Here is a 19571-nt window from a genome sequence, read left to right as displayed (position 1 = left end):
GTCTGGCGCGGGTGTCGCCGCTGGGGGGCGGTGCTCGGCCGTCAGCGGGCGAGCAGGGACAGGTCCTGGCCGGCGGTCGGGACGAGCACCGAGCCGCGGTCGTCGGGAAGTGGCTGGATGGTGAAGGCGGGCAGTCCGCCCTGCGGGATCTGGAGCATTCGGGCCGCGTAGACCGGGCCGCTGCCGGACTGGGGCTCGACGGTCAGCGCGTAGGAGCCCTTCAGGCCGGTCGGCTGCGGCGGTTCGACGGCGAGGGTGGTGCCGCCCTTGACCGTGTACGTCTTGCTGGCCGGGGTACCGCCGCCGCTGCCGGCCGACGCGGTGACCTTCACCTTGGCGTCCTTGCCCTTCTGAGGGGCGACGAGGGTGAGCGTGCTGCCCTTGGCGCGGTTGTCGACGGCAGTGCCGCGGGCCTCGATCGGCCGGGTCGCCGGGATGAACGCCATCTCCTGACTGTCGCCCTTGCCGCGGACGACCCGCAGCGCCGCGGTGACCGGCGCCGCGGAACCGTCGCCGCTGGGGGTGAGGACCAGCGAGCCGGCCTCGCCCTTGGTGACGTCCTTGAGGTCGACGGTGGCCGTCATCCCGCTCTTGACGTGCAGGCTGTCGAGGCCGGCCGGGGTGATCAGGCCGGTGGGCGTGGCCAGTTGGACCTTGAGGTCGGCGTCGGAGTTGCCGGGCGCCACGGCGACCAGTTGGACGTCGGTGGCGTCGGACGGGATGCCGGGGAGGACGGCCTCGGGGGTCGGATCGGCGGCGGGCGCCAGCCAGTCGCCGCCGGTCTTGGCGTCGGCGGCCTGGACGGCGGCGCCGACCCGGCCGGAGCGGGCGGTGACGTGCAGCGCGGCGCCGTCGGCGGGGCCGCTGGTGAGGGTGGAGAGCAGCACCGGGACGGTGGTGTGCGGCGGCACGGTGATGTCCTCGCCGCCGCCGCTGCCAGTCAACGGGCCGTCCTTGCCGCGCATTTCGAGGTCGACGACGGCCGGGGCGCCGTCGGGGTTGGTGAGGTGGACGTAGTCGGTGCGCCCGGAGGCGGTGCTGACGCCGGGGAACCAGAACTGGGTGTCGGGGGCGGTGCAGCTCAGGCCCTGGAGGCCGCGGCCGGAGCCGGCGGCGATGCTGGTGGTCTGCTGGACGGTCCAGCCGGGGGCCAGCACGCCGTCGGCGGAGCCGGTCAGGGCGGGGGCGTCGGCGCTGTCGGTGCTCGCGGTGACCGGCTTGCCCGCCTCCTGGAGGGGCACCACCGGCTTGCTGTCGGCCGGCGGCACGGTCGCCGGCGCCCCGCCCTGATCCGCCGCGCCGCCCTTGCCCTTGGCGTCCTTGCCGCCCTTGCCGGCCGGGTTGCCATGGCTGTCGGCGAGCGTCCCGGTGGGCTGGAGTTGGGCGGTGCCCTTCTTGGTGTCCGCACCGGCCGCCGCTCCCGGGGGCGCGAAGGCGGTGTAGGTGGTGTCGGCGACCTCCGAGGAGCTGGGCGCCGGACACACCAGCGTGGACCGCTGGACCGGCAGCCGGGTGCCGCTGGTGGGCGCCGTGGCGCCGCCGTCGCCGGGGGCCGCGACCGCGGCGACGCCAGTGACCGCGGCCAGCGCGGCGGCCGCGGCGGTCAGGGACAGGATGGTGCGCTTCACTGCTGGTCGCTCCCGTCACGGCGCGGCTCGGGGAAGGCGCCGGGGTACGTCGTGCCGTCGTAGTGCTGCGGGTGCTGGGGCTGCTGGTGGTGCTGGTGGTGCGCCTCCGGGCCGGCGTCCGGGTAGGGCGGCTGCTGGCCGCCGTAGCCATACGGGTCGTAGGCGCCCGCCTGGTACGGGTCGGTCGGGTAGCCACCGGGCTGGTAGCCGCCCGCCTGGTAGGGGTCGGCCGGCGCGGGCTGCTGCTGACCGTCGTAGTAGCCGGGCTGGTACGGGTCGGCCACCGGGGCGTAGGGCTGCTGGTCGGCGGACGGGTCCGGGGCGGGGGCCCAGCCCTCGTAGGAGGGCTGCGGCGGGACCGCGGCATACGGGTCGGCGACCGGGTCCTGGCCCTGGTCCGGGGCCGGCGCGGCGGCCGGGGGCTCCTCGGCGCTGCGGGCGGCCGGGACGTCGGCGGCCGGGGTGCCGGCGGCCTCGGCCTGGGCACGCAGCCTGCGGGCCCGGCGCCCCTCCCCCGCGACCGGGGCGGCGGCCGCGGCCGCGGCCGCGGCGGCCTCCTCGGGCAGGTCGTCGTCGACCTCCCGCCGGCGCCCCGGCAGCGCCATCACGACCAGGACCAGCGCCAGCAGGCCCTGGGCCCACAGCCAGAGGGTGTGACCGAGGGGGGTGTCGTGGGTGAGGTCCAACCGGCCGCCGTTGGACGGGAGTTGGAAGCCCTGGGCCCAGCCGTCGACGGTGAGGGGCTTGAGCGGGGTGCCGTCGAGGGAGGCGTGCCAGCCGTCGTCGGCGGCGTCCGCGATCCGCAGGACCCGACCGGCGGGCCCCGCCGGCACCTTGGCGGTGTGCGCGTCGACCGGCCCGGCCGGCACCGGCACGGGGGCGACGGCCGCACCGCTGGCGGTGCCCTCCTTGGTCGGGCCGGACACGATCGCGATCCGGGAGACCCGCTGGTCGACCCGCCACAGGGCGCTGCCGTCCTCCTGGCTGAGCCGGGTCAGGCCCGGGGTGGCGTCCAGGACGCGGCCCATCTCCCGCGGGGCGCCCTTGCGGACCAGGATGTAGCGGACCGCGTAGCCGCCGAGCCGGTCGGTCTGGTCGGCGCCGGAGCCGGCGACGAGGTGGGCGACGACGGCGTCCAGGCGGGCGTCCGGGCCGGCCTCGGCGGCCAGGTCCGCGTCGCCGAGCTGGGCACCGGCGCCGCGCACGAGGGAGTAGTCGACGTGGCCGGGGGTGCCGTCCAGGACGAGGGTGCGGGCCCGGTCGGTGGTGGTGGACTCCTCGGCGACGAACGCCGGGACCTGGGTGGCGTCGCGCCGCTGCAACGGGCCGGCGGCCCCGGTGATCATCCAGCTGACCGCCGCGTAGAGCGGGGCGATCAGGCAGGCCAGGGCGATCAGCACGGCGGCCGGCTGCTTCCAGCCGAAGCCGAGCGCGGTCATCCGGGTGCGGATGCCCTCGGCACCGAGCGCGGCCGCGCACAGCAGCGCCAGGCCGTAGACGAGCAGGGCCGGGCCCATCCAGCCGGAGCCGTTGCCGAGCGCCGCGCACAACAGCCCGACGAGGGCGACGGCCCAGGCGGTGCGGATCGCGGTCTGCCGGGCGTCGCGCAGGGTCGCGCCGAGGGCGGCCAGCACGACGCCGAGGAGCAGCAGCCCGCCGACGGCCTTGGGGCCGCCGGGGCTGATCCCGATGAGGTCCAGGACGGAGGCGGAGCCGGCGCCGTAGTCGAGGCCGACCTCGCGGAAGAACCGCGACGGGTCGGCGAGCAGCGACAGCGACCAGGGCGCCAGCACCACGAGCGGGGCCAGCGCCACGGCCAGGAACCGCAGCAGGTAGGGCATCAACAGGCCGCGGTTGCCGTCCAGGAACCGCAGGACCAGCAGGCCCACGCCGAGCAGCACCGCGATCGGCCAGACGATCGGGGTGAAGGCGGTGGTGACGGTGACCAGCAGCGCGTACGCCCAGGCGGCGCGCCAGCTCGGCCGGGTGCCGGCGGCCAGCCGCAGCCCGCTGGCGGCGACCGCGGCGCGGGCCATCAGGGGCAGCAGGACGGCCAGCACGGCGGTGCCCAGGCGGCCGCCGGCCAGCGCGCCGGTGGCGGCGGGCAGGAAGGCGTAGGCGATGCTCGCCCAGGCCCGCAGCAGCCGGGAGGCGACCAGGGGGCGGGAGGCGAAGTAGGCGGTGAGGCCGGCCAGCGGCACCGAGCAGACCAGCAGCAGGGTCAGCGTGAAGCCGGTGCTGCCCAGGAAGAGCGTAGAGAGGGCGGCGAGCACGGCGAGGTAGGGCGGCGCCGCGGCGGTGTCGCCGACGCCGACCGGATGCCAACTGTCGACGTACGACGACCACATGGCGCCGAGGCCGCCGGGCGCCGGCAGCAGGGCGCCGCCGACCAGCGAACCGCCGCCGAGCAGCCCCCGGCAGGCGATCAACGAGACGACCAGCAGGACGAGGAAGAGCACCGGCGCGGGGCGGCGGGCGATCCGCTTGAGCCGCGCGAACTGCTCGATCTCCAGGTAGTCGGCGTCGTCGCCGCCGGGCCCGGACTCCACCGCGCCGTGCCGGCCGGCGGAGGCGACGTCGGGGGCGGCCTTGCCGGCGAGGTTGCCGGCGACCTGTTCGACGGTGGCGCGGACGGTCGCGCCGGGCGGCGGGAAGAGCGGCCGCAGCTCACCCGCGTCGACCGCCGGCTTCCCGCGTCGCTTACGGGCCGCGAGGATCTTCCCGGGGCGCAGCAATGTGCCGAAGAGTCCGGCGAGTTCGTCCAGCGCCTGCCCGGGGACCTTGCCGACGAGGTAGGCGACGACCCGCAGCAGGGTGCCGACCAGCAGCCGCAGCAGGGTGTACGGGAGCAGCGCGCCACGGGTGTTGGCGAGCAGGGCGTAGACGGCGCCGGCCTTGTCGACGCGGTGCGGGGTGACACCACGCAGCGCGAAGCGCTTCGATGAGGGGTGGCGGTCGGGCGACGGGCGGGCCACCGAGCGGCCGACGCAGTCGATGGGGCGGCGCTCGCGGGCCGCGGCCTCGGCGTGCCGCAGCGCCGCGTCGGGGGCGATGAGCACCTGGTGGCCGGCGGCCTGGGCGCGCCAGCACAGATCGACGTCGTCGCGCATCAGCGGCAGCCGGCGGTCGAAGCCGCCCAACTGCTCATAGACGTCGCGGCGGATGAGCATGCCAGCGGTGGAGACGGAGAGGACCGGGCGGACCTGGTCGTGTTGGCCCTGGTCCTGCTCGCGGCGGTCCAGGCCGGTCCACCGCCGGCCGCTGCGGGCGATGCTGACGCCCGCTTCGAGCAACTGCCGGCGGTCGTACCAGCTACGCAGCTTGGGGCCGACGATGGCGGTGGACGGGCTGGCGTCGGCGACCCGCAGCAGCTCGGTGAGCGCGTCGGGCGCGGGCGCGCAGTCGTCGTGCAGCAGCCACAGCCACTGGACCGGTTCCCCGTGCGGGAGTTCCGGCATGTCGTACGCCTCGTCGTGCCAGGTGCGGCTGACGGGGTCCCAGCCGCTGGGGCGGCGCAGGTAGGGCAGGTCGTCGGGGCCGAGGACCGGGGCGGTGCGCACCGCCTCGTCGACGGCGGTGCCGAATCCGGAGCGGCGGGCGAGGTGGAGCACGCGGTCGTCGCCGATCGCCTCGGCGAGCAGTTGGGCGGAGTCGTCCGCGCTACCGGTGTCGGCGCCGATGACGTTCTGCACCGGTCGCTCCTGGCCGAGCAGCCCGGCGAGCGCGTCGGGCAGCCAGCGGCCACCGTCGTGCGAGACGATCACGGCGGTGACGACGTGCCGTGGGAACTCCGGTGCGGCGGTTGCGTAGGGGGCGGACTGGGCCGCCGACTGGCTGTGCACGGACATCGAGGTACGGGCCCTCCGGACCCGGGAGTTCGGGGCCCGCGGCGAAGTCGCTCAAGGCCCCCGCCCCCGGAAGACACTGCGACGGACTACGAGGGACACGCGCACCCCGCGCCGGCGGTGCGGGCGTGTCTCGGACGGGGCCCCACACTAATGGTTCGCGGCGGGGCCCCGATCGGCTCCGTACACAGCAAACCGCCTCCGGCGGACAGGGCGCTGGAGGCGGTGCGTTCGGTATAGGCGGATATGGGGAGTTGGGGAGGTGCGGCGGTGTGGTCGGCACGGCCGCGGGGAGCGGGTGCGGGGGGCTGGGCTGTCACGGTCAGACGGCGGCCTTCTTGAGGCGGCGGCGCTCGCGCTCGGACAGACCGCCCCAAATACCGAAGCGCTCGTCGTTGGCGAGGGCGTATTCGAGGCACTCGGACCGGACTTCGCAGGCGAGGCAGACCTTCTTGGCCTCGCGGGTGGAGCCACCCTTTTCCGGGAAGAAGGACTCGGGGTCGGTCTGGGCGCACAGTGCGCGCTCCTGCCAGCCGAGCTCCTCGTCCGCCTCCTCGACCAGCAATTCCTGGAACAGCTCGGTCATGCGCGCCCCTCGTCTGTCTTTACGTCCCCGTGATCAAGCCGTGATCGAAATCGGCTGAACGACACGAGTGAAATTACAAGTGTGCTGATCCGGGCCAGTCAAGCCGAGATCTGCTATTGGGCCTCTTATTCACTCTGCGGAACCAAGCGTATGCGGAAAGTGTTCAAATCATCCAAAACCAGGACACTTCCCCGGGCGTTCAACCCGTGGCCCCCTTCTCACCGAGTGAGACGCCGGCGGGCGCCTTTTGCGTTGCACTTCGCGCGTCGGAGCGGGGAAGATCACAACGGGGTCACAGGTCTACAACGGCCGCCCCGGGTGCGGTTGCTGGTCCGCTTCTCCTTACCGGGGGTCGCACAAACCTTTCTCCGAACGGCGTAACCGGATGAGGTGAACGCCGCCGGCCCCCGCGGCCTCCGTTTGACAGCGCGCCGCTGCCCCGTGTCTTCTTGTCCGCATGCCAGCGACCTCCGCGCACCGACTGACCCGCTCCTACGGGTCCCTCTGCGCCGTGCAGGCCCGCTGTCGCTGTTCCAGCTGTCGTAGCCACTGAGCTCCAGCCGCCGCGCTCGGACCACCCCTCCCCCAGCCACCGCTGGGAGGCACCCCCAGCGCACCGCTTTTCCGCGACCACCGCGCCGTGCCCCCACAAGGAACGGCCCGCGCCGTGCCGCACCCCTCCCGCCCCGCCCCGCGGGGCTCCGCGCGTACGTCCCGCACTCCCGCCGAGGAACCCGTCCATGAACAGCGACGTCCAGATCGCCGGCGACCCGCTCGCCATCCCGCACCTGCTGCCGCCCGTCCCCGCCCACCCCAGCACCGTCGCCGGCTTCGCGGGCCTGGCCCGCTCGATCGCCGCCGACCGCGACGCCTGGGCGCCCCTGGTCCGCTACGACGCCACCACCCGCTGGTACCACCGGCTGCGCACCGGCCCCCAGTACGAGGTGTGGCTGCTGAGCTGGCTGCCCGGGCAGGGCAGCGGCCGGCACGACCACGGGCCGTCGTCGGGCGTACTGACCGTCCTTCAGGGCGAGTTGACCGAGCACACCGCGGGCGGGCCGCGCGGCCTGACGGCCGGGAAGCAGCAGGTCTTCGCCCCCGGTTACGTCCACGAGGTCGTCAACGACGCGCTGGTGCCGGCCGTCAGCCTGCACGTCTACTTCCCCGGCCTGACCGAGATGCCGATGCGTCCGCGCGGCCGCCTCCGTCCGGCCGGGGCGGCGCCCGCTCAGGAGCCCGCGGCCAACTGACGCCCGCGTCCGGCCTTCCCCAAGCTCTCAACTCGGTTCGAGCAGGGGAGACCCCATCCCTCTCAAGGAATCAGCCTCCGGCTGACACACTTACCGGCATGCGCATTGTGGTTCTGGCCGGCGGTATTGGCGGCGCCCGCTTTCTGCGGGGACTGAAGGCAGCGGCTCCGGACGCGGACGTCACCGTCATCGGCAACACCGGTGACGACATCCATCTGTTCGGGCTGAAGGTGTGTCCGGACCTCGACACCGTGATGTACACGCTCGGCGGTGGCATCAACGAGGACCAGGGTTGGGGACGGGCCGGCGAAACGTTCCGGGTGAAGGAGGAGTTGGCCGCGTACGGCGTCGGGCCGGAGTGGTTCGGGCTGGGCGACCGGGACTTCGCCACCCACATCGTGCGGACCCAGATGCTGGGCGCGGGCTATCCGCTCAGCGCCGTCACCGAGGCGCTCTGCGACCGCTGGCAGCCGGGCGTGCGGCTGCTGCCGATGTCCGACGACCGGGTCGAGACCCATGTGGCCGTCGAGGACGAGAACGGCGAGCGCAAGGCGGTGCACTTCCAGGAGTACTGGGTGCGGATGCGGGCCTCGGTGCCGGCGCTGGCCGTGGTGCCGGTCGGCGCCGAGGAGGCCAAGCCGGCGCCGGGCGTGCTGGAGGCGCTCGCCGAGGCCGACGTGATCCTCTTCCCGCCGTCCAACCCGGTCGTCAGCGTCGGCACGATCCTGGCCGTGCCGGGCGTCCGGGAGGCCGTCGCGGCGTCCGGGGCGCCGGTGGTCGGGCTGTCGCCGATCGTCGGGGACGCGCCGGTGCGCGGGATGGCCGACAAGGTGCTGGAGGCGGTCGGCGTGGAGTCGACGGCGGCCGCGGTGGCCCAGCACTACGGTGCGGGGCTGTTGGACGGTTGGCTGGTGGACGAGGTGGACGCCGGGGCGGTGGCCGAGGTCGAGGCGGCGGGGATCCGTTGCCGGGCGGTGCCGTTGATGATGACCGACCTGGACGCGACCGCCGCGATGGCCCGCGAGGCGCTGGCGCTGGCCGCGGAGGTGCGGGCGTGACCGGGGCGGCCCCGGAGCCCGGCTACCGGGTGTGGGCGCTGCCGGGCATCCCCGAAGTACGGCCGGGCGACGACCTCGTCAAGCTGATCGCGGCCGCCACGACGGCCGAGGGCGCGACCCAACTCGCCGACGGCGACGTGGTGGTGGTCACCTCGAAGATCGTCAGCAAGGCCGAGGGGCGGATCGTCGAGGCCACCGACCGCGAGGCGGCGATCGACGCCGAGACGGTGCGGGTGGTGGCCCGCCGCGGGACCCTGCGGATCGTGGAGAACCCCCAGGGCCTGGTGATGGCCGCGGCCGGCGTGGACGCCTCCAACACCCCTGCCGGCACGGTGCTGTTGCTGCCCGTGGACGCCGACGCCTCGGCCCGCGCGCTGCGGGCCGGGCTGCGCGAGACGCTCGGCGTGGACGTCGGGGTGCTGATCAGCGACACCTTCGGGCGGCCGTGGCGCAGCGGACTGACCGACGTCGCCATCGGGGCGGCCGGGGTGCGGGTCCTGGACGACCTGCGCGGCGGCACCGACGCGTACGGCAATCCGCTCAGCGCCACCATCGTGGCCACCGCCGACGAACTGGCCGCCGCCGGCGACCTGGTGAAGGGCAAGGCGACCGCGCTGCCGGTGGCGGTGGTGCGCGGGCTGCCGCACGTCGTGGCCGAGGAGAGCGAGACCGAGGACGGGGAGGTGACGGGGGCCCGGGCGCTGGTGCGCAACGCCGCGAGCGACATGTTCCGGCTGGGCACCTCCGAGGCCGTGCGGGAGGCGGTGACGCTGCGGCGCACGGTGCGGGAGTTCACCGACGATCCGGTGGACCCGGGCGCGGTGCGGCGCGCGGTGGCGGCGGCGCTGACCGCGCCGGCGCCGCACCACACCGCGCCGTGGCGGTTCGTCCTGCTGGAGTCGGCCGCATCCCGGACCCGGCTGCTGGACGCGATGCGGGACGCCTGGGTGGCGGACCTGCGCGCGGACGGGAGAGCGGAGGAGTCCATCGCCAAGCGGGTGCGCCGCGGCGACGTGCTGCGCAACGCGCCCTACCTGGCGGTGCCGTGCATGGTGCTGGACGGGGCGCACGCCTATCCGGACGCGCGGCGCGCCGCCGCCGAGCGCGAGATGTTCGTCGTCGCGCACGGCGCGGGCATCCAGAACTTCCTGGTGGCGCTGGCCGGTGAGCGGCTGGGGTCGGCGTGGATCTCCTCGACGATGTTCTGTCGAGACGTGGTCCGGGAGGTGCTGCAACTGCCGGCGCAGTGGGAGCCGATGGGGGCGGTGGCGATCGGGCGGCCGGCGGCGCCGCCCCGGGAGCGGCCGGCGCGGCCGGTGGACGACTTCGTCACCGTCCGCTGACGCCGCGCGCGGTGGGCGGCGCCGCCCCGGTCACAGCCGGGCGATGTCGCCCACCGGGAAGCGCGGGGCGCGGCGCGGCGGGACGAGGCCGGAGAGCAGGATCAGCCGGGCCGCGCGGTGCCGTTGACCCTCGTAGGGCGCGAGGAGCTCCAGCATCTCCGCGTCGGTGGTGCCGCGGCGGCCGGTCAGCGCGTAGCCGATGATGTTCGGCAGGTGCAGGTCGCCGACGGTGAGCGCGTCGGGGGCGCCCAGGGCGCGCTGGAGGGTCTCGGCGGCCGTCCACGGACCGATGCCGGGGATCGCGGTCAGCCGGCGGGTGGCGTCGGCGAGCTCCATCCCCGCGGCCTGTTCCATCCGCGCCGCGGCCCGGACGGCACGCAGGATCGCCGACGACCGCTTGGCGTCGACGCCCGCGCGGTGCCACTCCCAGGACGGGATCAGCGCCCAGCCGCGCGGGTCGGGCATCACCCGCAGCCGGTCCCAGGGGCCGGGGGCGGGCGTGCCATGCCGCTGGAGCAGCAACCGCCAGGCGCGGTACGCCTCGTCGCTGGTGACCTTCTGCTCCAGGACCGAGGGGATCAGCGACTCCAGGACCAGGCCGGTGCGGGCGAGCCGGACGCCGGGGTGGCGGCGGCGCGCCTCGTGCACGACCCGGTGCCGGGCGGTCAGTTGCTCCGGCTCGTCGCCCTCCCCCAGCAGCTGTGGCAGTTGCTCCAGCAGCCACTGCGCGCCCGGGCCCCAGGCCGTCGCCACGACCGTCCCCTCGGCGGGGCGGGCGAGAAGGCGCAGCGTGCCGGGGCCGGCGGGGGTGCGGGAGGCGCGCCAGACCTCGTCGCCGCGGACCGCGAACGCGGGGTCGCCGGGGCCGCGGCGCAGCACCCCGAGGGTGCGGTGCAGGTCGTACGGGCCGGGCGGTACCCAGGTGCGGGCGGGCATGGGGCCAGGTTAGGCGATCGGGCGCGGGCCCCGTTCCGGCTGTGGACGGGCCGCCGGTCGACGGCTCGTCGTCACTGGTCGGAGGAGAAGCGGACCGCGCCGGCCGGGATCCGTGCGCCGCACCAGATGCGGATGCCGTCGCGCAGTTCGTTGTCGGCGCCGACCACCGCGCCGTCGCCGATCACCGCGCCGTCCAGGACCGTACGGGCCCCGATCCGGGCCCCGGCGCCGATCAGCGAGTCGTGGATCCGGGCGCCCTCCTCGATCACCGCACCCTCCAGGACGGTGCTGCCGTCCACCTGGGCGCCGGCCCCGATCCGGGCGGCGGGGCCGACGGCGGTGCCGCCGGTCAACTTGGCGTCCGGGGCGACGTCGGCGCCGTCCAGGACCAGGCGGTCGCCGCAGCGGCCGGGGACGGCCGGGGACGGGGCGCGCCCCTGGACCAGGTCGGCGGAGCCGCGGACGAACGCCTGCGGGGTGCCGAGGTCCAGCCAGTAGGTGGAGTCGACCATGCCCTGGAGGTGGGCGCCGTCGGCGAGCAGGCCGGGGAAGGTCTCGCGCTCGACGGAGACCGGGCGGCCGGTGGGGATGGTGTCGATGACCGACCGGTTGAAGACGTAGGCGCCGGCGTTGATCTGGTCGGTGACGATCTCCTCGGGGGTCTGCGGCTTCTCCAGGAAGGCGGTGACCCGGCCGGTGTCGTCGGTGGGGACCAGCCCGAAGGCGCGCGGGTCCTCGACGCGGGTGAGGTGCAGGGAGACGTCGGCGCCGGCGGTGCGGTGGGTGTCGACCAGGGCGCGGATGTCGAGGCCGGTGAGGATGTCGCCGTTGAAGATCAGCACCGGGTCGTCGGGGGCCGAGTGCAGCCGCGAGGCGACGTTGCGGATCGCGCCGCCGGTGCCCAGGGGCTCGACCTCGGTGACGTATTCGAGGTGCAGGCCGAGCGCGGAGCCGTCGCCGAAGTACGGCTCGAAGACCTCGGCGAGGTAGGACGTGGCCATCACGACGTGCTCGACGCCGGCGGCGCGGGCGCGCGCGAGCTGGTGGGTGAGGAAGGGCACGCCGGCGGCCGGGACCATGGGCTTGGGCGTGTGCACCGTCAGCGGGCGCAGCCGGGTGCCCTTGCCGCCGACCAGGAGGATCGCTTCGGTCACTGTGTCCTCAGTTCGCTGTGGGGTGGTCGGCCGGTGGGCGGACCAGTGTAGGCAGACGGTCCGCCGGCCGCCCTCGGCGGGACGCCTGGACGGGGCCGGGCGACAGGGGGCCGGCGGGGGCGTGTGCGGTCCCTAGGACGGGCCGGGGCGGCGATCGGTTCAGTGCCGCGGATGACGGCGAAGTGACCAGCGGGTGACGAGTTTCACGGCGGGCGGGGCCCGGCGACGGGGCGTGGTCGACGACGCGGTGTGGGGGCGTCAGCGGCCCTGGAGGCGGGCCGCGGTCCGGCGGATCGCCGGGAGGTCGGCGTAGAGCAGGGCGCCGGGGCACTCGGTCTTGAAGCCGTCCCGGTGGCCGGAGATGACGTGCTGTCGGACGACCGCGCCCTTGCGGTAGAGGTTGCCGCCGGTGGACGTCATCGGGGTGCGGCCGCGCGGATCGGCGTTGTGCAGGCCCAGTTTCCAGGCGGCCAGCCGACCGAGCGCCTCGATGGCGGGCGGCGGCGGCGCGGTCTTCTGGAAGGTGCCCAACAGGGCGATGCCGGTGCTGTCGTTGTTGAAGCCGAGGGTGTGCGCGCCGAGGACGGGCTTGGCGACGCCGCCGGCGCGGCCCTCGTAGATGGTGCCGCACTTGTCGATCAGGAAGTTGTAGCCGATGTCGCGCCAGTGGCTGCTCTTGACGTGGAAGCGGTACAGCGCACGGATCACCGAAGGGGCCTGCGCACAGGTGTAGTTGTTGCCGGTGGCGCTGTGGTGGACGAAGGCGGCGCGGACGGCGTGGGTGTAGACGAAGCGGGTCTCACGCAGCCGTTCGTCGGCGCCCCAGCCGGCCCGGGTGACGATGCGGGGGCGGGCGCCGATGTGCACCGGCCCGGTGGGGGTGGACTCGCCGGAGGCGGCGATGTCGGCCCGGGCGGCGGCCTGGTCGGCGGCGGGGATCTGGGTGGCGCCCAGGGGGGCCAGCGGCGCGTTGGCAGCGGAGCTGGCGGCGGCCTCGGGGCCGAACGGCGGTTCGCCGCGCCGTGCGGGGGTGTTGGGGCCGGGGTCGACGAGTTCGAGCCGCAGGCCGTGCGGCAGGACGGCGGGGGCGCGCACGGCGGCGGACGCGGCGGCGCCGGCCGGGTCGGTGCCGGCGCCCGGGGCGAGGGTGAGGCGCAGTTGGATCGCGTCGCTGGCGCCGACCCACAGCGGGGCGGTGCTGCCGCGCGCCGCGCCGCCGTCGCGGCCCTCCCCGGCGCCCGGGTCGGGGGCGTCGTCGCTGGCGTTGGTCAGCTCCTGCCAGTCGGACCAGGTGCCGCTGCCGCGGGCCCGGGTGCGGACCTGGGCCCGGCCCTGGAGCGCCGCCGAGGCGTCGTCCCAGACGACGCCGACGAGGGAGAACGGGTGCACCGTGCGGGTCGTCAGTTCCCGGACGACGGGGCGCCGTGGGGCGGCGGGGGTGCGCGGGGCGGCCCGGCCGAGGGCGTCCAGCGGGAGGGACCAGGTGGCGCCCGGCAGGTCGCCGGCGCGCGCCGTGCCGGGCCCGGCGGTGGGGTGCGCGAGGCGCGCGGCGGCCGGGGCGGTGGGCAGGGCGAGGGCAGCCGTGCACGCGGCGCCGAGGCAGGTCGCGAGAAAGGGGCGCATGGGAAATCTTGGGCACGGCCGACGGCCGCCCGCCATCGCTGGTCTGACGGGGCATCGGCCGAACCGGTGGCCCGGCCGCGCCGCCACCGGACTGACCGTCAGCGGCCGCCGCGCGTACCCTGGCGCCGATGAACGCCACCGATCGCACCCCTGCCGACCTGCTGGGTTCCGCGCTGGCCGCGGACCCGGGCCGCCCGCTGCTGACCTTCTACGACGACGCCACCGGCGAGCGGGTGGAACTCTCCGTCGCGACCTTCGCCAATTGGGTGGCGAAGACCGCCAACTACCTCCAGGGCGATCTGGCCGCCGAGCCCGGCGACCGGCTCGTGCTGCTGCTGCCCGCGCACTGGCAGACCGCCGTGTGGCTGCTGGCCTGCGCCTCGGTGGGGGTGGTCGCGGACGTCGGCGGCGACCCGGGCGCGGCCGACCTGGTCGTCAGCGGGCCCGACACCCTCGATGCGGCGCGGGCCTGTTCCGGGGAGCGGGTGGCGCTGGCGCTGCGCCCGTTGGGCGGCCGGTTCCCGCAGCCGCCGGCGGGCTTCGCGGACTACGCGGTGGAAGTGCCGGGCCAGGGCGACCGGTTCGCCCCGTTCGTGCCGGTGGATCCGGGGGCGCCGGCGCTGGTCGTCGACGGCGAGGAGCTGACCGGCGCCGGAATCGGCCGGCGGGCGCTGGCGGACGCCGCGGCGGCCGGGCTTCCGGCGGCGCCCCGGGTGCTGTCGGGGCTGGCCTACGACACCTGGCGGGGGCTGTCGTTCGGGCTGTACGCGCCGCTGGCGACGGGCGGCTCGGTGGTGCTCTGCCGGCACCCGGAGCGGGCCACCGACGAGGCGCTGGCGGCCCGAACGGCCGACGAGAAGGTGACCTTCACCGCGCCGCGTTCCTAGGGCCCGTCCGACGCTGACCCGTCGGCCAGGCCCTAATGAGGCAGCCGGCCCGCCCGCTCCCCCGTCCGGCGCAGGCGACTCCCGCCGGGCGGGCCGGTCCGCCCGCCGGGGGCCATGCTCGGTGTACGTACGCACCGTGCGTACGGAACTCCCCGGCGCGGGGTCCGGCGGTCTCCTCCCCGGCGGTGCCCGGCGCGGGGCGACCCGCCGACTTCCGCGAGGGAGACGCCCACGTGACCGAGAGCCCCGACACCCCGCCCGCACGCCGTCGCCGTCGCGGGGGTGGCGGGCGCGGGGCACCGGGCGGCGGGCGGCCGGCGCGGTTCCCGGGGTGGCCCGCGCGGCCCGTCGGCCGCCTGGCGTCCGACCGGCCGGGGCCGCCGCGCACCCCGCGCTCCCGGCACCGCCGCCTGCTGCGGGCCGCGGCACTGGTGCTGGTCGTCACGGTGCTCGCCTCGGCGGGGCTGGGCTGGGCGATCTGGACCCGACTCAACGGCAACATCCGGGCGGACAGCGCGACCGAGCGGGAGTTGGAGAAGTACGAGTCGGAGCGGCCGCCGGCGGGCCCGAAGAACGCGCAGAACGTCCTGCTGATCGGCTCCGACAACCGGGGCGGCGGGAACGGCGCGTACGGGGAGGACACCGGCACCCAGCGCTCGGACACCACGATCCTGTTGCACCTGGCGGCGAACCGGCGCAGCGCCACCGCGGTGAGCATCCCGCGCGACCTGATGACGCAGGTGCCGCACTGCCGGCGGACCGACGGGACCGAGTCGGCGCCCCAAGTGGTGCAGTTCAACTGGGCGTTCGCCTACGGCGGGGCGGCCTGCGCGATCCGCACGGTGGAACGGATGACCTCGATCCGGATCGACCACCACGTCATCGTGGACTTCACCGGCTTCAAGAACATGGTGGACGCGGTGCACGGCGTCCAGGTGTGCCTGCCGCGGCCCATCCGGGACGAGGAGGCGCACCTGTCGTTGCCGGCCGGCCGGCAGACGTTGGGCGGGGAGGCGGCGCTCGGTTATGTGCGGGCCCGCAAGAGCCTGGGCAACGGCAGCGACACCCAACGGATGGCGCGACAACAGCAGTTCCTGGCCGCATTGGTGAAGAAAGTGCAGAGCAATGGCGTGCTGCTCAATCCGATGCGGCTGTATCCGGTGATGGATGCCGCGACGAGTTCGCTGACGACCGATGCCGGACTGGCTTCGCTTCGGGGTATGTACGAATTGGTCCGGAGCATGCGCTCCATTCCCACCTCGCGGGTGCAGTTTCTGACCGTGCCGCGCACCGCGTACCGCGACGACCCGAATCGCGATCAACTGGTGCAGCCCGACGCGGACCGGCTATTCGCGCAATTGCGCAAGGATCGGCCGGTGGCGGTGGCGCCGGATCCCGCCCGCGCCGCCGCGGACGACAAGCCGTCCGGGCCCGGCGGACGGCCGGCGCCGGGGGCGAGTTCGGTGCCGTCCTTTCCCGGGAGTACCGCGGAACGCGGCGGCTGCGAATAACCGCGCCGACGGCGAAGGGAATGGGCGGATTGCCCAGTTGTAGGAACGTGGAATTTGTCACGCGCGTCGCCCGACGCTGAACTGGGCGGATAGTGTGAGCGATCCGGTCCGCCCGACCAGCTGACCGATGACCAAGTACCAAGTACCGAAAAGACCCAGTACCGAACCACGTATCGCACGATCGACCGAGCGCCTTGAGGGGATGGCGCCGCGTGGTACCGACGGAGGACTCAAGGCACCGTGGACGCGCAAGGCCGTGGGCAGGCGGGCGACAACAACGTCGACCCCGCTGATCAGTGGGTGTTCGATCCGGACACCGGCAACTACGAGTTGCGGCTCGACCCGTCGGGTCGGGGCCCGGCTCGACCCGTCGACCGCAAGGCGCCCGGCAGACGTACCGAGGGGGGTCCCGGCGCGCCGGGCGGTGATACCGACACCCGTCCGCTGCCGGTCCAGCGGGCCGGCCAGAAGGCCGACGGCGACGACGAGGCCCCGACGGGCGGGCGGGCGGCGCGCCGGGCCGCGGCCCGGTCCGGGAGCGCGGCGGTGGCCGGCGCCGCCGCGGGCCGCCGGCGGCCCAAGCCGAAGAAGTCGGGGAAGCGAAAGGCGCTGTACTGGACGGCCGGGGTGGTGGGGTTCGTCCTCGTCGCCGGCTGCGGCACCGCGTACGTCGTCTTCGAGCAACTGGACGGCAACATCAAGAAGGTCGACGTCGGCGAGGAGAACTCCGCGGTCACCGACGGCCCGGTGAACCTCCTGGTGATCGGCACCGACGCGCGCACCGGCAAGGGCGACTCCGGCTACGGCGACACCGGCAGCCTGGGGCACGCGGACACCACGATCCTGATCCATGTCTCCAAGGACCGTTCCAACGCCTCGGCGTTGAGCATCCCGCGCGACATGATCACCGATATCCCGGACTGCCCGACGAAGCAGCCGGACGGCTCGACCAAGGTGATCCCCGGGCAGCGGCAGGTGCGGTTCAACACCAGCCTGGGCCAGGAGGGTCGGGACCCCGGCTGCACCTGGCGCACCGTGGAGAAGCTGACCGGGCTGAAGGTCAACCACTTCATGATGGCGGACTTCAACGCCGTCAAGGACCTCTCGGACGCGGTGGACGGCGTCGAGGTGTGCGCGGGCAAGGACATAAACGACCCCAAGTCGCACCTGAAGTTGACGGCCGGTCGGCACGTGGTCAAGGGCGAGCAGGCGCTGGCGTTCGTGCGGACCCGGCACGCGGTGGGCACCGGCAGCGACCTGAGCCGGATCCAGTTGCAGCAGCAGTTCGTCGGGTCGCTGATCCGGAAGCTCAAGTCGAGCGCGTTCAGCAGCCCGGGGAAGCTGCTGGACGTGGCACAGGCGGCGACCAAGGCGTTGACGGTGGACACCGGCATCGGCAGCGCGTCGAAGCTGTTGGACTTCGGCAACGACCTGAAGCGGGTGGACCTGGAGAAGATCACCTTCGCCACCGTCCCGGTGCTGGACAACCCGCGGGACAAGGCGACCGTCGTGCTGGACAGCGCCAAGGCCGATCCGCTGTTCAAGATGGTGCAGCAGGACCACCCGTTGGCCAAGGGCGCCGGGAAGGGCGGCGGCGAGAAGAAGGACGCGGCGCCGGTGAAGAAGGCGCCGCCGGAGCTGGTGCGGGTCGATGTGTCCAACGGGGGCGGGCCGTTCGGCGCGGCCCAGGAGACCGTGGACTGGCTGCAGAACTCCAAGGCGGCGCGGCTGTCCACCAACGCCGGTAACGCGCCGGAGAAGTTGGCCGCGACGCGGCTGGAGTACGCGCCCAACCAGGCCGACCAGGCCGCCACGTTGGCCGAGTGGATGGGGCTGCCCAAGAGCGCGCTGAAGAAGACCGGCGCGGACGCCGGCCCGCGGGTCCCGATGAAGCTGGTGCTGGGCAAGGACTTCACCGCGCCGGGATCACCGATCGAGGCGCCGTCCGAAACCCCGGACGGGGTGCAGCACGTCAGTGCAGGTGACAAGAACATCTGCGCGAAGTAGCCGGGCGGCCCTCCGGGGCCGCCGGGCGCGCCACAAGAACACGGGGGATGCCGCATGCGGCAGAGCGGAGTACGCGACGAGGAACCGGGGCCCCAGCGGTTGGGCTGGGCGGACGGTGGCTACGAGGACAAGGGGCTGCCGCCGGACGCGCCCGGGTGGGACCCGGGCGATGGCGCGGCGCCCCAGGGCCCGCCCGGCACCGCCCCCGGCGGGCACCGCGCCGGCCGTCGCCCGCGCCGCCGGGGCCGCCGGGCGCTGCGCTGGACGGCGCTCGCCCTGGGCCTGTTCCTGGTGGCCGGGGCCACCGGCGGCTACCTCTACTACCAGCACCTCAACGCCAACCTCCGCAAGGAGGCGCTGGACCTCGGCCCGGGTGGGCTGAGGAAGCCCGAGCCCAACGCGTTCGGCCAAACCCCGCTGAACATCCTGCTGTTGGGGTCGGACGGCCGGAACACCGAGAAGAACATCGAGCTGGGCGGGGCCCGCCAGGACGCGGACCGCAAGCCGCTGGCGGACGTGCAGATGCTGCTGCACGTCAGCGCCGACCGCAGCAACATGTCGGTGCTCTCCATCCCGCGGGACACCCGGGTGGCCATCCCGCAGTGCACCGACCCCAAGGACGGCCACGTCTACCCGCAGACCACCGGTGCCATCAACTCCTCGCTCCAACACGGCGGTCCGGGCTGCACGGTGGCCACCTGGAAGGCGCTGACCGGCATCTACGTCGACCACTTCATGATGGTCGACTTCTCCGGGGTGGTGGACATGGCCGACGCGGTCGGCGGGGTGCCGGTCTGCGTCGACCGGAACATCTACTCGCACGACAGCTGGGGCCACGGCAGCGGCCTGCGGCTGACCAAGGGCACCCACGCGGTCAAGGGCGTCCAGGCGCTCCAGTGGCTGCGCACCCGTTACGGCTTCGAGGACAACACCGACATCGGCCGGGCCAAGGCCCAGCACATGTACATGAACGCCATGATCCGTCAGCTCAAGCAGGGCACCAAGCTCACCGACCCGGTGCAGCTGCGGGACCTGGCGGAGGCCGCGACCAGCGCGCTCACCGTCGACGAGGGGCTCGGCTCGGTCAAGAACCTCTACGACCTGGGCGGCGACCTCCAACGGGTGCCGACCGGGCGCGTCACGATGGTCACCATGCCCTGGCAGTACGGGCCCGGGGAGCGGTACGTGCTGCCCAAGCCGGGCGAGGCGGCGGCGACCTTCGCGATGCTGCGGAAAGACGTCGCGCTGGACGGCAAGGACACCGGCGGCGCGAAGCAGCAGCCCCAGCCGGACCCGAAGCCGTCAACTCCCAAGGAAAAGCTGGACGTTGTCGTCCAGAACGGCACCGACGGCACCCGCGGCCCGGCCCCCGGCCGCGCCAACGTCGTGCACGGCCGGCTGACCGCGCTCGGCTACCGCGCCGCCCGCACCGACGCCCGGCTGACCCGCCAGGCCGACACCGCCCTGCTCTACAAGGACGCGTCCGGGCGCGGCGACGCCCTGGCGCTGGCCAAGGCGCTCGGACTGCCCAAGAGCGCGGTGCGCCCGTCGTCGTCAACGACCGCGCTGCGCCTGGTGATCGGGAACGACTGGCGGACCGGCGCGGACTACCCCGCCGCGTCCGGCGACGGCGGTGACGGCACGGCCGGCGCGCACGCGGCCCCGAAGAGCGCCGACCCGCTGAACGCCGAGAAGGACTCCTCGGCCTGCATGCGGGTCAATCCGCAGTACACCTTCTGACGA

Annotated in this window: 13 protein-coding genes; 7 read left to right on the top strand and 6 right to left on the bottom strand. The window is 74.6% G+C overall.

Features of this window, described 5'->3' with window-relative positions:
- Window positions 1-41 precede the first annotated feature (41 nt).
- From ACFVFQ_RS34590 to ACFVFQ_RS34580, 3 genes are all read right to left on the bottom strand, one after another.
- Complete coding sequence (locus tag ACFVFQ_RS34590; protein WP_383423833.1) at window positions 42-1628, bottom strand: DUF5719 family protein; 1587 nt, start codon at window positions 1626-1628, stop codon at window positions 42-44.
- Window positions 1625-5476 (bottom strand): glycosyltransferase, encoded by a 3852-nt coding sequence (locus ACFVFQ_RS34585; RefSeq protein ID WP_383423831.1) that lies wholly within the window; start codon window positions 5474-5476, stop codon window positions 1625-1627. Before ACFVFQ_RS34585 ends, ACFVFQ_RS34590 begins: the two co-directional genes overlap by 4 nt.
- A gap of 319 nt (window positions 5477-5795) precedes the next feature.
- On the bottom strand, window positions 5796-6059 hold the full coding sequence (locus tag ACFVFQ_RS34580) for a WhiB family transcriptional regulator (RefSeq protein WP_003983763.1): 264 nt from the start codon (window positions 6057-6059) through the stop codon (window positions 5796-5798).
- A gap of 740 nt (window positions 6060-6799) precedes the next feature.
- Here ACFVFQ_RS34580 and ACFVFQ_RS34575 point away from each other — a divergent pair.
- The 3 genes from ACFVFQ_RS34575 (at window position 6800) to ACFVFQ_RS34565 (ending at window position 9710) form a co-directional block, all read left to right on the top strand.
- Entirely contained in the window at window positions 6800-7309 is a 510-nt protein-coding gene (locus ACFVFQ_RS34575) for a cysteine dioxygenase (protein ID WP_383423827.1), read from the top strand.
- Window positions 7310-7407: 98 nt separating this feature from the next.
- A complete protein-coding gene (cofD, locus tag ACFVFQ_RS34570; RefSeq protein ID WP_383423824.1) occupies window positions 7408-8367 on the top strand; it encodes a 2-phospho-L-lactate transferase in 960 nt (319 codons plus the stop codon).
- The gene (locus ACFVFQ_RS34565; RefSeq protein WP_383423821.1) at window positions 8364-9710 is read left to right on the top strand and encodes a coenzyme F420-0:L-glutamate ligase; all 1347 of its coding nucleotides are present in this window, start codon (window positions 8364-8366) and stop codon (window positions 9708-9710) included. Before cofD ends, ACFVFQ_RS34565 begins: the two co-directional genes overlap by 4 nt.
- Before the next feature lie 30 nt (window positions 9711-9740).
- Here the strand turns inward: ACFVFQ_RS34565 and ACFVFQ_RS34560 are convergent, their stop codons facing one another.
- From ACFVFQ_RS34560 to ACFVFQ_RS34550, 3 genes are all read right to left on the bottom strand, one after another.
- Window positions 9741-10646, bottom strand: a complete 906-nt coding sequence (locus ACFVFQ_RS34560) for a DNA-3-methyladenine glycosylase family protein (RefSeq protein WP_383423819.1) — start codon at window positions 10644-10646, stop codon at window positions 9741-9743.
- A gap of 71 nt (window positions 10647-10717) precedes the next feature.
- Complete coding sequence (locus ACFVFQ_RS34555) at window positions 10718-11800, bottom strand: sugar phosphate nucleotidyltransferase (RefSeq protein WP_383423817.1); 1083 nt, start codon at window positions 11798-11800, stop codon at window positions 10718-10720.
- 258 nt (window positions 11801-12058) lie between these two features.
- On the bottom strand, window positions 12059-13423 hold the full coding sequence (locus ACFVFQ_RS34550) for a peptidoglycan recognition protein (RefSeq protein ID WP_383423815.1): 1365 nt from the start codon (window positions 13421-13423) through the stop codon (window positions 12059-12061).
- A 128-nt stretch (window positions 13424-13551) separates the two neighbouring features.
- Between ACFVFQ_RS34550 and ACFVFQ_RS34545 the strand changes: the two genes are divergently transcribed.
- The 4 genes from ACFVFQ_RS34545 to ACFVFQ_RS34530 all read left to right on the top strand — a co-directional run bounded on the left by ACFVFQ_RS34545 (window position 13552) and on the right by ACFVFQ_RS34530 (window position 19568).
- Entirely contained in the window at window positions 13552-14310 is a 759-nt protein-coding gene (locus ACFVFQ_RS34545; protein ID WP_383423814.1) for a TIGR03089 family protein, read from the top strand.
- A gap of 233 nt (window positions 14311-14543) precedes the next feature.
- The gene (locus ACFVFQ_RS34540) at window positions 14544-15821 is read left to right on the top strand and encodes an LCP family protein (RefSeq protein ID WP_383423812.1); all 1278 of its coding nucleotides are present in this window, start codon (window positions 14544-14546) and stop codon (window positions 15819-15821) included.
- Between the two features lie 240 nt (window positions 15822-16061).
- Window positions 16062-17828 carry an LCP family protein gene (locus ACFVFQ_RS34535; protein WP_383423810.1) on the top strand — a complete coding sequence of 589 codons (1767 nt, stop codon included), beginning with the start codon at window positions 16062-16064 and terminating at the stop codon, window positions 17826-17828.
- 54 nt (window positions 17829-17882) lie between these two features.
- Window positions 17883-19568 (top strand): LCP family protein, encoded by a 1686-nt coding sequence (locus ACFVFQ_RS34530; RefSeq protein WP_383423808.1) that lies wholly within the window; start codon window positions 17883-17885, stop codon window positions 19566-19568.
- The last annotated feature ends 3 nt before the right edge of the window (window positions 19569-19571 follow it).

The organism is Streptomyces sp. NPDC057743, assembly GCF_042798755.1.
Lineage (GTDB): Bacteria > Actinomycetota > Actinomycetes > Streptomycetales > Streptomycetaceae > Streptomyces.
This window is presented reverse-complemented; position numbering and strand designations above follow the sequence as displayed.